Origin of the sequence: Microcystis aeruginosa NIES-4325 (assembly GCF_008974145.1) — a bacterium.
Classification (GTDB): Bacteria; Cyanobacteriota; Cyanobacteriia; order Cyanobacteriales; family Microcystaceae; genus Microcystis; species Microcystis aeruginosa_G.
In genome coordinates this window covers 70,976-86,555 of the sequence record NZ_BJKP01000003.1, presented here as the reverse complement: position 1 = coordinate 86,555, position 15,580 = coordinate 70,976, and the positions used below count along the sequence as shown (strand labels likewise).

At 43.8% G+C, this 15,580-nt stretch carries 15 protein-coding genes; 7 read left to right on the top strand and 8 right to left on the bottom strand.

Going from position 1 to position 15,580, the window contains the following annotated elements; all coding sequences use genetic code 11:
• Positions 1-108: 108 nt before the first annotated feature.
• The 3 genes from MiAbW_RS02485 to MiAbW_RS02475 form a co-directional block, all read right to left on the bottom strand.
• The gene (locus tag MiAbW_RS02485; RefSeq protein WP_151694782.1) at positions 109-975 is read right to left on the bottom strand and encodes a transglutaminase family protein; all 867 of its coding nucleotides are present in this window, start codon (positions 973-975) and stop codon (positions 109-111) included.
• On the bottom strand, positions 975-1,976 hold the full coding sequence (locus tag MiAbW_RS02480) for an alpha-E domain-containing protein (RefSeq protein WP_151694781.1): 1,002 nt from the start codon (positions 1,974-1,976) through the stop codon (positions 975-977). The genes MiAbW_RS02485 and MiAbW_RS02480 overlap by 1 nt, the downstream gene beginning before the upstream one ends.
• A gap of 114 nt (positions 1,977-2,090) precedes the next feature.
• On the bottom strand, positions 2,091-3,527 hold the full coding sequence (locus MiAbW_RS02475) for a circularly permuted type 2 ATP-grasp protein (protein ID WP_046663816.1): 1,437 nt from the start codon (positions 3,525-3,527) through the stop codon (positions 2,091-2,093).
• 237 nt (positions 3,528-3,764) lie between these two features.
• Here MiAbW_RS02475 and petB point away from each other — a divergent pair, with 237 nt between their 5' ends.
• The gene (petB, locus tag MiAbW_RS02470; protein WP_045362199.1) at positions 3,765-4,433 is read left to right on the top strand and encodes a cytochrome b6; all 669 of its coding nucleotides are present in this window, start codon (positions 3,765-3,767) and stop codon (positions 4,431-4,433) included.
• A gap of 51 nt (positions 4,434-4,484) precedes the next feature.
• Positions 4,485-4,967 (top strand): cytochrome b6-f complex subunit IV, encoded by a 483-nt coding sequence (gene petD, locus MiAbW_RS02465; RefSeq protein WP_002738373.1) that lies wholly within the window; start codon positions 4,485-4,487, stop codon positions 4,965-4,967.
• A gap of 87 nt (positions 4,968-5,054) precedes the next feature.
• Here the strand turns inward: petD and MiAbW_RS02460 are convergent, their stop codons facing one another.
• The 4 genes from MiAbW_RS02460 to hmpF form a co-directional block, all read right to left on the bottom strand.
• Positions 5,055-5,864: a squalene/phytoene synthase family protein gene (locus tag MiAbW_RS02460; RefSeq protein ID WP_151694780.1), complete on the bottom strand. Its 810-nt coding sequence runs from the start codon at positions 5,862-5,864 to the stop codon at positions 5,055-5,057.
• 270 nt (positions 5,865-6,134) lie between these two features.
• A complete protein-coding gene (locus MiAbW_RS02455; protein ID WP_151694779.1) occupies positions 6,135-6,359 on the bottom strand; it encodes a hypothetical protein in 225 nt (74 codons plus the stop codon).
• Positions 6,360-6,485: 126 nt separating this feature from the next.
• The gene (locus MiAbW_RS20400; RefSeq protein ID WP_274596517.1) at positions 6,486-6,614 is read right to left on the bottom strand and encodes a hypothetical protein; all 129 of its coding nucleotides are present in this window, start codon (positions 6,612-6,614) and stop codon (positions 6,486-6,488) included.
• 136 nt (positions 6,615-6,750) lie between these two features.
• Positions 6,751-8,373 (bottom strand): pilus motility taxis protein HmpF, encoded by a 1,623-nt coding sequence (gene hmpF, locus MiAbW_RS02450; RefSeq protein WP_151694778.1) that lies wholly within the window; start codon positions 8,371-8,373, stop codon positions 6,751-6,753.
• A gap of 547 nt (positions 8,374-8,920) precedes the next feature.
• Here hmpF and MiAbW_RS02445 point away from each other — a divergent pair.
• The 5 genes from MiAbW_RS02445 to MiAbW_RS02425 all read left to right on the top strand — a co-directional run bounded on the left by MiAbW_RS02445 (position 8,921) and on the right by MiAbW_RS02425 (position 15,048).
• Complete coding sequence (locus tag MiAbW_RS02445; protein WP_151694777.1) at positions 8,921-10,060, top strand: response regulator; 1,140 nt, start codon at positions 8,921-8,923, stop codon at positions 10,058-10,060.
• A 241-nt stretch (positions 10,061-10,301) separates the two neighbouring features.
• Entirely contained in the window at positions 10,302-10,667 is a 366-nt protein-coding gene (locus MiAbW_RS02440) for a response regulator transcription factor (RefSeq protein WP_151694776.1), read from the top strand.
• A gap of 92 nt (positions 10,668-10,759) precedes the next feature.
• Entirely contained in the window at positions 10,760-11,290 is a 531-nt protein-coding gene (locus MiAbW_RS02435) for a chemotaxis protein CheW (protein WP_151694775.1), read from the top strand.
• Positions 11,291-11,394: 104 nt separating this feature from the next.
• The gene (locus MiAbW_RS02430; RefSeq protein ID WP_151694774.1) at positions 11,395-13,794 is read left to right on the top strand and encodes a methyl-accepting chemotaxis protein; all 2,400 of its coding nucleotides are present in this window, start codon (positions 11,395-11,397) and stop codon (positions 13,792-13,794) included.
• A 60-nt stretch (positions 13,795-13,854) separates the two neighbouring features.
• Positions 13,855-15,048 (top strand): glycosyltransferase, encoded by a 1,194-nt coding sequence (locus tag MiAbW_RS02425; protein WP_151694773.1) that lies wholly within the window; start codon positions 13,855-13,857, stop codon positions 15,046-15,048.
• A 290-nt stretch (positions 15,049-15,338) separates the two neighbouring features.
• Here the strand turns inward: MiAbW_RS02425 and MiAbW_RS02420 are convergent.
• Positions 15,339-15,580, bottom strand: a 242-nt coding sequence (locus MiAbW_RS02420) for a GNAT family N-acetyltransferase (RefSeq protein WP_172967333.1), incomplete at its 5' end; no start/stop codon positions are given.

The window sequence follows — 15,580 nt, the reverse complement described above, 5'->3', positions numbered from 1 at the left end:
TTAGACCCGATTTTTTCGATAAACATTAGCAGTAGGACACAACAATAAAACATAGCCTAAATGTCCTTTTGTTGCTGTGCCAAATCCTTTAGCCATAAAAAATTCTCCTCAAGATAACAAATCGATGGAAATTGTCGATGATAGCTGAGATTCTATCACTTGATGACCGAGATTAACCGGTCGAGCATTTCCCTCTACCGGCGCGCAATAAAGGGGAATTGGACTAGAAACGAGGCTTATATGACGGTCACTCACCGCTAATCCATGGGTAGGATCATAACCTTTCCAGCCGCCCCCCGGCAAATACACCTCTACCCAAGCGTGTAAATGTCTTTCTCCTTGGTCTAAATCTCCTTCTTGATAGCCACTGACAAAACGGGAAGCTAATCCCACACAGCGACACACATCCATAAATAAAACCACAAAATCGCGACAGGAACCCTGCTTATTTTTCCAAGTGTTTCCGGGTAGATAGGGTTCTCCAGTAAGACGAATAATTTGCTGACAATTGCGGTAAATTTTGTCATTAAGATTAAACAAGAAAGATAGCACCTGTCCCTCGGTTTCTTGCATAACTTCCTGGGCTAATGCTGTCATATCAGGGTCATTATTTAACCCATAAAATTGTCTGTAGGGTTGTAATTGACTGTGGAGAGAAATGGGATAATCAAAGGGCAAACAGGTCGCCCAAGGTTCCAACAAATACTGAAAAGGATTAATCCCATGGGTTTCCACTTCACTCACCACATCAATCAATAATTCTTCCGTCGGTTGATTAAACCAAATTTGTAAACAAGAATTACCATCGAGGTCGATAATATTAGTTATTGTTAAAGGTTCTGGGTTAATTTTGAGGGTAAACTCTCGCAAAGTTTGCCCACCATCGGATTTTGGTCGCAAGCGCAGCAGATGGGGCGATAAAATCACGGGTTGATTATAGAAATAGTTAGTTTGATGCCGAATGTGATAACGCATTAAGTTGTTAATTGGGATTGATATTGAAAGTTATTTACTGGCAGAGGTGGGGCAAGTTCGGGATTAAAAACAAAGAAAGTTTCCGTCATTTTTATTCCCACATCATTAACTCTTTTTTGAATATGGTCGAGGAATTCATGTAATCCCATTTCAATAATATCCTCGATAGTTAGATAACTCATTTCTGCACAAAGTCTCCCTAAACTTCTTTCTACGGAATTCCCCCAAGTTCCTATAGGAGTCCCAGTAACTTGATGCAAACAGTGGTCTAATTCCCGCAGACAAAAGTGAATTGAACGAGGAAACTCTCGATTAAGAATTAAAAATTCGGCCACGTCACTAGGAGTAATCCTTCGTTGACATTTACGATACATTTCGTAGGCACTCACCGACCGCAGTAAAGCAATCCATTGAATTTGGTCTAGAGAAGTTCCTACCCATTGGGCGGAAGGCAAGAGATAATAGTATTTAACATCAAGAATTCTGGCGGTTTTATCGGCGCGTTCCTGTAATCTTCCCATAACGCCAAAATGCCAACCTTCATTATGAGTCATCGTCGCATCCATCACCCCCGCAAAACGGTGACTAGCCAATTTAACTTGAGTAAAAAAGTTAGGTAAAGTAGTTTGAGGATGGTAAGAGGAAGCATCTTTTACCATCAAGAAAAAACCATTAACCTGTTCCCACATTTCCGAAGAAATAATCTCGCGAACTGACCGAGCATTTTCTCGGGCCCAGCGCAAACAAGAGATAATCGAACTACTATATTCCGTGTCAAATGTCAAGAAATTGATCACATTTTCTGCGGTGGCTGTGCCGTAACGTTCCTTGAATTGTTCTAAATCTCCCGTGGTTAAAACCAAAGGTTCCCACTGTTGCAAAACGCTGGTGGGAATATCCAACATTAAATTAAGGTTAACATCCATAAACCGGGCGACATTTTCTGCCCGTTCAATATAGCGATTTAACCAATAAATTGAATCGGCAACTCTACTAAGCATAATTAACGAGGAAAAAGTGAAAAGGGTAGGTTGGGTTAGGCGACAATAATTTATGCAGTTGACTGATAATTTAATTTTCGCCGTAACCCAGCAAAATTTCGATTATTGTCCTGATTACTTGGTTAAAACCCAAGTGTCTTTACTGCCACCACCTTGAGAAGAATTAACCACTAAAGAACCCTTTTTCAAAGCTACGCGAGTTAAACCACCAGGATGAACATAAATTTCATCGCCCCGATGGAGAATATAGGGACGTAAATCCACATGACGACCTTCAATTTCCCTGTCAATTAAAGTCGGAACCCGAGAAAGACTTAACACCGGTTGAGCGATATAATTGCGGGGATTAGCAGCAATACGTGAGGCGAATTCTTCTCGTTCTTTCGAGGTAGATTGAGAACCGACTAACATCCCATAACCTCCCGATTCATTGGCAGCTTTCACAACTAATTTATCGAGATTATTTAAGACATAATCTAAGTCCTTTTCTCGCCAACAAAGATAGGTAGGAACGTTATTTAAAATCGCTTCTTCTCCCAGATAATAACGAATCATATCGGGGACAAAAGCATAAATCACCTTATCATCGGCGACTCCCGTACCAGGGGCATTAGCCAAAGCGACGCGGCCTTCCTGGAAAACTTTTAATAATCCGGGTACACCTAACATCGAATCGGGACGAAAAACTGCTGGATCTAAAAAGTCATCATCGAGGCGACGATAGACCACATCTACTCGCCTTAATCCCTTGGTGGTTTTCATTTGTAGATAACCATCAAAGACGACTAAATCACGCCCTTCCACTAATTCTACCCCCATTTGTTGGGCGATAAAAGAATGTTCAAAGTAGGCAGAATTATAGGTTCCGGGGGTTAAAACCACCACTGTGGGATTAGGCAATTGGGGCGGTGCTAAATTAAGGAGAGTTTCCAACAGATGGGAAGGATAATCATCCACCGGTTTAACATTCATTGTCTGGAAAATATCGGGGAAGGTGCTTTTCATTACCCGACGATTTTCGAGAACATAAGAAATACCGGAAGGAACCCGCAAATTATCCTCTAAAACGTACCATTGACCATCCTTATCGCGGACTAAATCGGTTCCCGTGATGTGACACCAGATACCTCCGGCGGGTTTCAGTCCCAGACAGGGTTTCAGAAATCCCGTCGCCGAGGCGATTAATTCGGGGGGAATAATGCCATCTTTAATGATTAACTGGTCATTGTAGATATCCGAGAGAAAAAGATTGAGAGCTTTGATGCGTTGTTTCAGTCCCCTTTCTAAATAATCCCAGTCCTCAGCCGCGACAATTCGGGGAATAATATCAAAAGGAAAGATTTTTTCTACCCCTTGATTGTCGCTATAGACATTGAAAGTCACCCCCAATTCAAACAGGGCCGACTGAGCCGTTTCCCGGTGTTGTTGAAGTTCTCGGGGGGGCAGATTCTGCAACCATTTGATTAAAGGGGATGCGTGGGGACGAGGTTGACCATCATCTAAGAATAGTTCGTCGTAGAAGCCTTCGGGATCGTAGGTATTTAATAGCACACTGACCTCATTGCATACCTTACCTATTCCCAGTGTCGGACAATTGGCCTGATTTTTTGTAGTCTAGGAGACATTTTAAGGTAAATTTTAGGAAGTTAGCGGTTTTTCGTCCCAGCGATCGCCAATCGATCCCCACTGGTGGAGAAACCTGACCGGAGCGAGAATTAGCCCTGAAAACTGTGTTACATTTTTTAAAGGTCAAACCTTAAATCTTTCATTTTTCTTACTGGTTACGCAATGTTTACCAAACAAGTAACGGATTCTAAAGCCTATCAATGGTTTCAGGAACGCTTAGAAATTCAAGGGATCGCTGATGATATCAGCACCAAATACGTCCCCCCTCACGTCAATATCTTCTACTGTCTTGGTGGTATCACCCTTGTGTGCTTCGTGATCCAGTTTGCTACTGGTTTCGCCATGACCTTCTACTACAAACCAACTGTAGCAGAAGCCCTCTCCTCCGTACAGTACATCATGAACGAAGTCAACTTTGGTTGGTTAATTCGTTCTATCCATCGCTGGTCCGCCAGTATGATGGTCTTAATGATGATCCTGCACGTTTTCCGCGTCTATCTGACCGGTGGCTTCAAAAAACCTCGCGAATTAACCTGGGTAACTGGGGTTGTCTTGGCCGTGATCACCGTTAGCTTCGGTGTCACCGGTTACTCCTTACCCTGGGATCAGGTGGGTTACTGGGCGGTTAAAATCGTTTCTGGTGTACCGGCTGCTATTCCCGTCGTCGGTGATCAACTCGTCACCCTGATGCGCGGTAGCGAAAGCGTCGGTCAAGCAACTTTAACCCGTTTCTACAGCTTACATACTTTTGTACTACCCTGGTCGATCGCGGTCTTCATGTTGCTACATTTCTTGATGATCCGTAAACAAGGCATTTCTGGGCCTCTATAATTCAGAAAAATATCTCTGTCGATCCGAAATCATTTTTAGGAGACATTATCCATGTCCACATTAAAAAAGCCCGATCTCAGCGATCCCGCTCTACGCGCTAAGTTGGCTAAAGGTATGGGTCACAACTACTACGGTGAACCCGCTTGGCCCAACGATCTGCTCTATGTCTTCCCGGTGGTTATCTTTGGTACGATCGGACTCTGCACCGGTTTAGCGATTATGGATCCCACCATGATCGGTGAACCTGCCGATCCTTTCGCTACTCCCCTAGAAATTCTGCCAGAGTGGTATCTTTATCCGGTTTTCCAAATTCTCCGTATTCTTCCTAACAAACTCTTAGGTATCGCTTGCATGGCCGGCGTTCCCCTAGGCTTGATGTTAGTTCCTTTTATTGAAAGCGTCAATAAATTCCAAAATCCTTTCCGTCGTCCCGTCGCCACCGCTATCTTCCTATTCGGTACCGTGGTCACGATTTGGTTAGGTATTGGTGCCACTTTCCCCATCGATATATCTTTAACTCTCGGTTTGTTCTAAGTTACTGAACTCCAGGAGTTTTTTGCCCACGCTTGTGATTCCTGACTTTGGAAGAGCGATCGTGGGCAATTTTAATTGTGATTTCCTCTAACGGGTAATTTGTTGTACCAAAGCGATAACATCACTGCGACTGAGTTTTTCCTTACCTAAAGCTAGGACTTCGAGAGTGCCATGGGCTAAAGCAAGGGGAATCTTACAAAAATCAAGGGCTGGCCCTTTCGGCAGCGATTGAGTGTAATAATCGGCTAATTTCAGATTGCGACGGGCATAATTATGAATATCACTAATTGTCCAACCTTGGGGCAGAAAACTTACCCCCCGGCGCCGATCCTCCCCATGGTTGCGGGCAATATTAACTGCTTGTAAACCCCGACCAAAACCAATGGCATAACTGCGATTAGTTTCGGTGCCATCGTACCAATTCCAGAGGTCAGACAGCAATAAACCCACGGCACCGGCGACACTAAAGGTATATTGATCTAATTCCACTTCTGTGCGAATATCCCAGTTATTCCCAGCCCAGTAGGCCATGCGATCGGCCATGGCCGCCGTGGCATCCCAAACCCGGGGGGCGATCGAATCCGGTGCTAACAGGGCCCATTCGCCAATTCTCAGGGTTACTTCCGGCAAAATCTCCCGATGGACTAAGCCAAAAGTAAAATCCTCTTTGGTAGAATTTTCAGTACCTGCTTGTAAATTCAGGCTAATTTGTCTTAATATCTGGGCTTTACTGAAGTTATCTAGGTCGGGATGGTCTTCTACTTCATCGATCGCCCTCATACAGAGATAAGCTGAAGCTACTGCCTCGAGCAGACGATCTGGTAAACGACTTATGGGAATATAAAAAGTTCGACTCGTTTCTTGCAGAATCGTTAAAGCATTATCGCGCAAATTCATTCAGTCCTCTCCTCACGCCAACTTAGGTAACTACGAGTTGAACCAATCAGACAGATCGGTTTAGGTTATTCCGATGTTCCTAAGACAAAGTTGCTGTCTATTGTAGTATTATTATCCAAAATTTCGAGATTATTCTCGAAAAAAATCAACCTCTAGGGTATTCTTGACAATTTTTCTTTCTGGGATAGCTGAGGGACAATTACGGCAATTTTTCGAGATTACAGGCTTAAAAAGCGGTTTTTGTCCGTTTTTAAGCAGTATTTTTCGGCTTCATGCCAGGGATTGAAAGGAGGTCACTTGTAAAATTGGCCCGATCATGGCCAGAGTCATCACATCCGAGCGAATTTGACCTATAACTGTGACTTTTGCCTTTGTTTGGATTAATTCGGCGGTCGGTTCCATTAATTCGTAGGTTTGACCGTTATCAGCAATTAATGCCCAAGTTCCCGTGCCTATTTCGATTCTTTTTACCTGACCCGTTACACTAATATTCATGCTTTAATTTCCCCGATCGAGGCGATCGCAATTGATGCCACTGTTACAGGCATTTTATCGATATCTTTCCTAGTCATTGATTGTCAATTTTGCCAGAATTTAACCCCATCAATCAGTTTTTTTTATCTAAAAAGCGATCACTACTTCCGCCACCACTGCCAAGAGGGAGGCCACAGCCGCTAAAATTATTATTTCTCGATCGGATTCTCTCATAACTATCTGAGTATAAATTACTAATCCTAGTCTACACCACATCTGACCTAGAGTTAAATTGCTCTAAATTATTTTATTCATAGATAAAAAGCTATAAAAGTCATCGGCAAAAACAGCGACATCTTTGTCTGGATTGCCCTATATTATCTGTTCAAGAAGCCCCAATTAAGCCTAACTGTTAATAGGGTGAATTAGATTCCATAGGTGTCAACCACTGGGAGATAGTCTCTAGTTTTTGACGGATTTGATCGAGATGATCCTGCACGGGTTGCAGGAAAGTTTCGTACTGTTGTACCTGAGTTTTTAAGCGCAATAATGCCAGATTAGCATCGCGCCATTGTCGATCCTGTTCTTCAAATTCACGAGTTTTTTGCTCTAAATCCGACCATTGACCATCAATACTATCGCTGCTTTTTTGTAAATCCTCTTGTAGTCGCTTGATTTCTGCTGCTAAACGTTGACTTTCTGCGAGATTATTTTGATAATGATCAGCCAAGAGAATTAACACTGGTTCAAAGCCACTTTTTTGGGCATCTTCTGGGGATAAAATTCCCTGTCTCCGTTGCAGAATTTTCAGGTGTTGAGAGCGAATAGCTTGCCTTTCTTGGAGATTACGTCTTTGTCCCACTAAAGTTTGCGTCAGCATTCCTTTTCTTTCCTGTTCCTCGGCTAATTCTGCCTCTAAATTAGCTCGCTCGGATTCATCTATTGTGGTCATTCTTGCTTCTAATTCTGCCACGGTTTGGGATTGGAGAGTTAATTCTTCCTCTTGGTCGTTGACAAAATTTTCTAAGCGATCAAGGTCTATTTGTAAATTCTTAACTAAGCTCTCTAATTCTTCTAAAGGCATTTTTTCAAGAGGTTCTAGATCGATTGTAAACTCAAAGTCTAGGTCTTGCCCTTGGGCGAGACTAAGGAGCATTTGTCGGGTAGAATCAGTGGTTTGTAGGGTGAGGTTAAGGCTCTCGAATAATTCCTGTTTTTGACTCAGAATAGTTTCTTGTATTTGTAATTGTACTTTAGCTGTTTCCCAAGCACTGCGACTCATTTGTAATTCCCTAGCTCTTTGTTCGAGATGATTGAGCATTTCGTCGTTAGCGACCTGACGATCTTCTACTGCCTTTTTCTGCTCCTCTAAATCCCGCCAATAACTGTTTAAAATTGCCTGTTGTCCCTGCACGGATTCAAGAGTGGAATCGAGAATTTGTAAGGGAGAATTGCCCAGATCGTGATTATTGGCTAAACGTTCCGCTAGAGAACGAATAAATTGTTGTTGTTCTGGGGAAAGATTGGGGGCGGAGTTGAAATTTATTTGTCCTTCTTCCAGGTCTTGCTGTTGATCCTTTAATTGTTGTTTTAGGGTTTCCAGTTCTTGTTGTCTTTGTCGCTCTAAATACTCGAATTCTGCCTCTACTTGCTCTATTTGCTCAATTCTTGCCTCCATTTCCATTTTCTGGCGGTTGAGAATCTCGCTTTGATAGGTGAGGGATTGTTTCCACTGCTCGATTTTATCTTGATCTTGCTTGCTGCGCTCCATCAAACGGGAAATCTTTTGCAGTTGCCGCACCATCTCCGCTCCCGCTAATTCTGGGTTTCCTTGCAGTTGACGATTATTGCTCAAATTGACCAAGAGAAGCGCACCTTCACCGATGGACTTGGTTTCGTCGTAAGTTAAGATATCGTCCCCTGGTATGGCACTCCACGTCTGATCGTTATGCTGACAAGCCAAAAGTTTTACCTCGGTTTTGTAACCGCCGATAAAACCCCTAGTCTGTTTTTTTACTTCTGCAAGGTATAACACGAGTAGTCGTCCTCTATCATAAAAGTTTTTGTAATTGGTTTTAGAAAGACTTAGCGCTCAAGACTAGGAGCAGCCCCTCTATGGTTTTATTCTAACCATCTGATCCCAAAAAATTTTTAATTTCTATCCCTCGAGATAGTTTCTCTTTTTAATACATAGACTTGTTATCAATTTTCCTCTTAGCCAGGGGAAATTTTGGGCAGATTTTTCAGAGCTGACTTACTGTTCTAGTCTCAAAAAAATCTCCTGTCAAGCTCATAAACGGGTGCGTGTTTTCTGCCTCTTTTCTCCTCCGACTGAAGTTTGAATCAGCTGACCCCCCATCTACATCTAAATGAGCGGTTAAGACACCATGAGAGCGAGAAGCAAGGACAACAGGCTAGGACTTTTGTACTAATTTTTTTGAGGACAGTTTGAGTGCAGTCAAGCTTACTGAAAAATATGTTATATAATTAGCTTATCATATCCATTGTTAGTGACAAGAGGAGAGAATACATTCTCCTAGACTAAAAGAAATAGCATGTGGTGGGGGAAGTTCCAAGAAATTATGCAAGGAAGCTTAAGTGAGATTGACACTCGCAGTATCTTACAATTGATTGAATTAGGACAAAGAACAGGAGAACTATTAATTGAGGCCCCCGCCCTTGCCTGTCCAGGGAGATCATGGTTCTTGTTTTTTGTCAACGGTCAAATTGCCTATGGGATCGAGTCTGGTACTCCTCCTCTCGCCCGTTTGCAAGATTATTTATATCCCGACAGAATCAAAGTTAGGGAAGAACAAGGAGACGATAACAGGAGAGAAATCATCAATATCCCTGAATACGCCTATATATGGCAATTAATAGCCAAGAATAGCTTAACTCCCCAGCGAGGTCGAGAAATTTTGACGGCGATGATTCTCGAAACCCTTTTCGATTTGTTTAGTTTAGCAAAAGGTGACTTTAGCTTTAGTTTGGGGACTGCGATCGCTCCTCCGCTCCTAACCCTAGAAATCAGCCCCTTAATTCCCCAAATTGCCAGACAAAGGCAAGAGTGGCAGCGATTTTATCCCCAGATCGAACACCTAGACCAGTTTATCACTATCAGCCGGCCGGAAGAATTAGAATTGGTTTTGCCAGGGCAGGCCTACAGTAATCTCAGTCAATGGGTTAAACGCCGCCTCACCCTACGGCAACTATCGCGCCATTTAAGGCGAGAACCGATAACAATTGCCCGTAATCTTTATCCCTACGCCCAAAGGGGCTGGTTGCGTCTGGTGGATAGCTGGAGAACTTATGGAGGAGATAGCCGGAAAAAATTAACCCCCTCACCTCGGATTCTGTTCATCGATAACGATGCCAGTATTCGTGAGAAAGTCGGGAGTATTTTAGAAAATTCTCACTACTCCTGTAGTATTTTCGGTGATCCCCTAGAAGCTATCGGTCAAGCTGTAGCGATCAAACCCGATCTCATTCTCTGCGCTATCGCCCTGCCCAAACTAGACGGTTATCAACTCTGTCATCTCTGGCGACAAACCAAAACTTTGCGCCATACCCCGATCATTATGTTAACCAGTCAAGAGGGACTGCTGGCAAGGGTAAAAGCCAAAATGGTCGGGGCAACCGATTATTTAAGCAAACCTTTCAGCGACAATGAATTATTACTGCTGCTGGAAAAATACGTTCAGGGGGAGAGGGTGAGGGCTTGAAGATAACTGATAACTGAAAAAAATTCCCTTAGCTGGTCGTTTTTGACGGTGGAATTGGGAAATATAGAGATGAAGCCAGCAAGGGTCAATCAAGTTCTTGTTTAGAGGAAAAGCCCGTCATAAATTTCAGATTGTGTTGGAGGCAAAAATGGGAGCAATTTCGGAGCATCGGGTCAACGGGAACTATGATCAGGCATATTTATCTATTGTTGTCCTTGGTATCCTAACTAGGTAGGGAGTTATGAGGGAAATATTGCTGGTAGAAGACAGCCAAGCGCAACGGGAACTGATCTGTGATCTACTCCGCAATAGCGGCATTAAGGTCACGATCGCCACGGATGGGGTAGAAGCCCTCGAACATATTCAGAAGGCCAATCCCGATTTAGTCGTCCTCGATATCGTCATGCCCCGCATGAATGGTTATGAGGTGTGTCGTCGTCTCAAGTCGGATCCAAAAACCCAAAATGTCCCGGTGATCATGTGTTCCTCGAAAGGGGAAGTTTTTGATCGCTATTGGGGCATGAAAATCGGAGCCGATGCCTACATTGTCAAACCCTTTGAGCCAATTGAGTTCATTGGCACTATTAAACAACTGCTGCGCCGATAAAATTGCCCTCGCCGGGGACAGTCCCCCTATGGCTAATGTCAAGACAGCTAAAAACGCCGCCCGAACCATATAGTTGCAAGAGAACAAAATCAATGCTTAACAACGCTGATTTTTTTGCCAGTAACGCTCAAAATATCGCCCCCGACACTCCGGAATTAAAAACTCCCGTCGGTGAACTGCACCTGCGATTCTATCTACCCTCTCAGGACGAGTTTGCCCTTAGTGCCGTGGGCATTCGCGAGGTGATGCAGCAACCAATCGATCGCATTACCCCCATTGCCAATGCTTCACCCTTACTCCTCGGCGTGATCAATCTCCGGGGTCAAGTGATCTGGGTGGCGGATCTAGCTCAATTCTTGGGGGATAAGAAACGCTTAAACACTGATCGAGCCGAAATTCCCGTAATTGCGATCGAAGAACAGGATACAGTCCTTGGTTTAGCGGTGGAAAGTTTGGGAGATATGGAATGGCTTAACCTAGATAAACTAGGTAGTGCCGCCAGTATTCCCGATCAGATCGCCCCCTATGTGCGGGGAGAGTGGATTCTGTCCCAAGAATCCCAAAAAACCTTAAGACTACTCGATCATCTAGCCCTACTCCGTTCTGCCCGTTGGGCGGCTTAAAATCTCAAAAAAGTAGCAGCAGATGATGATGATTTATAGCAATTCTTTCTTGAAATTACTAACTACAACACTTCACCACTTTAACTTTACTAGGGGAGAGGCTTATGCCGTCAGGAAAGGAATACGCAAAACTCTATGGACAGGCTAACAGCGCCTATTGCCAGGGCAACCTTGAGGAGGCCGCCGTGATTATCAAAGACATGATCGCCAAGTATGCCGATGATGCCAATGTCATCCTCTTACAGGGGCATATTCATCTAGGACTACAACAATACAGATTAGCAGAGGAATGTTACGAAAAGGTGCTGCAATTGGCTAAAAAATCTCCTAGACCCTCCGATATAGTTGATTATGCTCGACTGGGGCTCGAGCGGATTCGGCAATTGCCTTTTGAGTCCGAGGATGAAGATTCTATAATCAATGCTACGGAAGTCATTGCCTACAGCGAGGCGGACTTTGATCCGAGTCAATTTTTTAGCAATTCTCGGTCTGGGGAGTCGGAAGCGGCTGACTCCGATTGGCAAAATGAAGGTACGGATTGGGATAGTGGTCTTTTCAATCAGGGGGATATCGGCGAGCCGACGGTGGCAGACTTATCCTATACTGACACTATGGGGGAAAGCACTTTTGCTATGGATCAGGTACTGTCCTATCGACAAGGGGCAAAAACTGGCTTTAATCAGGGCGGAATCACTAAAAAAGGATATGAGGAAGACCAAACTAAAGTTTTGAGCGAACCAAATCTTAATGATGAGATTTTAGACGGTTTTTCCCCACCGGATTTGACGGAGCTAGACACAGAACTGGGGGACTCGGAGACCAGTTCGGGATCGGAAGCTTTTAGTGGTGGTTTTGCCCCTGAAGCGAGGGAACCCCTTAATGCTGGTTCTGGTGTGGGAGAGCTTGGTTTTAATCCTTCTCGTCTAAATGTACCTGACGATAAGAGGGACGGTCATCCCCCTAACTCTGACTATCGCCGGCGAGCGCCTGTGGTGGAAGTCAATCCCGGCCATTTAGCTTTTTTTGTCAATGCTTCTTTAAGCAAAAAGCAACTCATTTTAGCGGCTTTTGCGGGTTTTACCCCGGTGGTGTTAATTTTTGCTGTTAGTACTTCTTCTTGGCTTTCTTCTCTATTTGCTGCTAAACCGGCTGCGATTCGTCAGGGGAAAACTGAGAAGGTGGTCCCGAAACCGTCCTCGGCCAGCCTTTCCCCCTTTAGTCAACTTGTACTTACCAAGATGTTAGTAACGGGGGTGGGTGTCTTTGCTCTGACTTGGCTAGGTTTACAGGTGCTCGTTAGTCAGATTAAGCGCTGTCTCAATGATCTGCTATGCCAATTTGAGCTGCTCTCGGAGGGTAATTTTAACGCTAAGGCGACGATCTATTCGGATGATGAGTTCGGTGATATGGCTAATCGTTTTAATCAGATGGCCCGGGTTGTGGTTACTACTACTACGGCGGCTCAACGCCGCGCTGCTGAAACGGAACGGGAACGGGAAGATCTACAAAGGCAGGTGATTCGACTTCTTGATGATGTGGAAGGTGTCGCTAGGGGGGATCTAACTGTGGAGGCGGAGGTAAGTGCGGATGTTTTGGGTGCGGTGGCTGATGCTTTTAATTTGACTATCCAAAATTTGCGCGAAATTGTCCGACAGGTGAAAAAAGCGGCTAAACAGGTGAATCAAGGTACTACTGATAGTGAATCTTTTGCTCGCAATCAGTCTAGGGATGCTCTGCGGATGGCGGAGGAGTTGGCTGTTACTCTCGATTCTGTGCAGATGATGACGGATTCGATTCAAAGGGTGGCAGAAAACGCTAGGGAAGCTGAGGATGTCGCTCGCACTTCTTCGATTACTGCTCTAAAGGGGGGCGATTCGGTGGAAAGAACTGTGGCGGGTATTTTGCAAATCCGCGAGACGGTGTCGGAAACGGCGCGAAAGGTGAAGCGTTTGGCGGTTGCTTCCCAGGAGATATCGAAAATTGTGGCGGTTATTTCTCAGATTGCTTCGCGGACTAATTTGTTGGCTGTTAATGCTTCGATTCAAGCGGCGCGCGCTGGAGATGCTGGCCGGGGTTTTGCGATTGTGGCTGATGAGGTGCGTCAGTTGGCTGATAGATCTGCTAAATCTCTTAAGGATATTGAACAGATTGTTTTACAGATTCAATCGGAAACGGGTTCGGTTATGACGGCGATGGAGGAGGGGATTCAACAGGTTATCGATGTGACTGAGCGCTCGGAACAGGCGAAGAAGTCCCTCGATGATATTATCCAAGTTTCTAAGCGTATTGATACGCTGGTGCGATCGATTACCGCTGATACGGTCAAACAACGGGAAAATTCTCTCAATGTCGCCCATGTTATGCAGTCGGTTGAATTGACTGCTCAGGAAACTTCCCAAGAATCCCAACGGGTGGCGGGTTCTCTGCAAAATTTGGTTAGTATCTCCGAGGAGCTGCTTTCTTCGGTAGAACGGTTTAAGGTAGACTCGGGGGATAATAAATAATCAGTGAGCGGCAATCGGTGGGTGATTGATTAGCTGCTATCCTTTAGAGTGAGTAAAGTTATGCCTAAACTTAGTCTCTGCATGATTGTCAAAAATGAAGCCGAAAATCTCGGGCGCTGTTTGGATAGCGTCAAAGAGGTGGTGGATGAGATGATCGTTATGGATACGGGTTCGACCGATGATACGATCGCTATTGCTCAAAGTTACGGTGCCATAGTCCCTAGTTACGATTGGCAGGGTAATTTTTCCGATGCCAGAAATGAGGCTTTAAAATATGTTACCGGCGATTGGATTTTAGTCCTGGATGCCGATGAGGAATTGAATCGGGCTATCCTACCGAAAATGCGTCGGGCGATGGAAAAAGAGGAAAATTTAGTCATTAATTTAATCCGCCATGAAATCGGAGCCGTACAATCACCTTATTCTCTAATTTCGCGACTATTTCGCCGACATCCTCAAGTCACTTTTACCCGTCCCTATCACTCAATTATTGATGATAATGTGGCTATTTTATTAAAAAAAGAGCCTGATTGGAAAATAGTTGAACTGCCAGAAATTGCTATCTTTCACTACGGTTACACCGTCGATAAAATAGCCAGCTTAGATAAGTTTGCACGGGCAAGAAAAGCGATGGAGGGCTTTTATCAGCAACATCCCCACGATCCCTATGTGTGTAGTAAATTGGGAGCGTTATATCTCAACATTGGCAGGGATAAAGAGGGTTTTAAGCTGCTTAAACATGGTTTAAAATGCCATGGCTCTAATCCGCATATTTTATACGAGTTATATTATCATCTCGCTAATTATTATTATTCAGTGGATGAATTTAAGAAATCAGTTGATCATTTTATCAAAGCAATCGAGCAGCCAATTTTAGATAAGTTAAAACTGGGTGCCTATAATAATTTAGGTGGGTTATTATACGAAGCAGAAAACTACGAAACTGCCTTATCTATCTTTGAGAAAACCGTAGAAATTGATCCTAGGTATGCCGATGGTTACTATAATCTAGGACTGGTTCTCAAACAACTGCACCGGCTACCAGAATCGATTAAAGCTTATAAAAAAGCTCTTAAGTTAAACCCCGATAATCCCGCTATTTACCAAAATCTAGGGGTTGCTTATATAGTTTTCGGTAGTTATAATGAGGCGATCGAGATTTGGCAAAAAGGCCTACAATTATTAAAAGATCAGGGTAATGTCTCTCGCGCTGAAATGCTGCAAGAAACCCTAAAAGCTCTGGGAGCAAGTTGATGGAAGGATGAACAATCCCTATGGAATCATCTTCTTAATCAAGGAGGGTTAATGATGAAATGGCATCGAAAACTTAAAGATAAGGGAGATTCAGTTAACGAAATTTATATTTATCTATTATTATGCCATCAAACCACCTTCAGGACAGCTACCGATTCAGCCCCTAGGAAGGAAAACAACAACTAGGCTGATCTGATCAATCACCATGAAAGTAATTTAGTTTGTGAGAATTTATCATAAGTTTGCCAAAATTTATCTGGCCATTGCCTGATCAGCTTGTCAAAAAGACTTCATAATTCAAGCTCCGCTTTGACAAAATCGGCAGTTTTATGGAGAGAAAACCCCACTTTAGCGGCTATCATCTGCATAGCGCGGTTATCACTTAAAATTTCCCCTTCAATTCCGTCTAATCCTTCCTTTTTGCCAATAGTGACCAAACGCTGTAGTAATTCAGTACCAATACCCTGACCTTGATAGTCATCCCTAACTAATAGGTCAAATTCCGCCACATTAACGCCGTGCAGTTTATTTA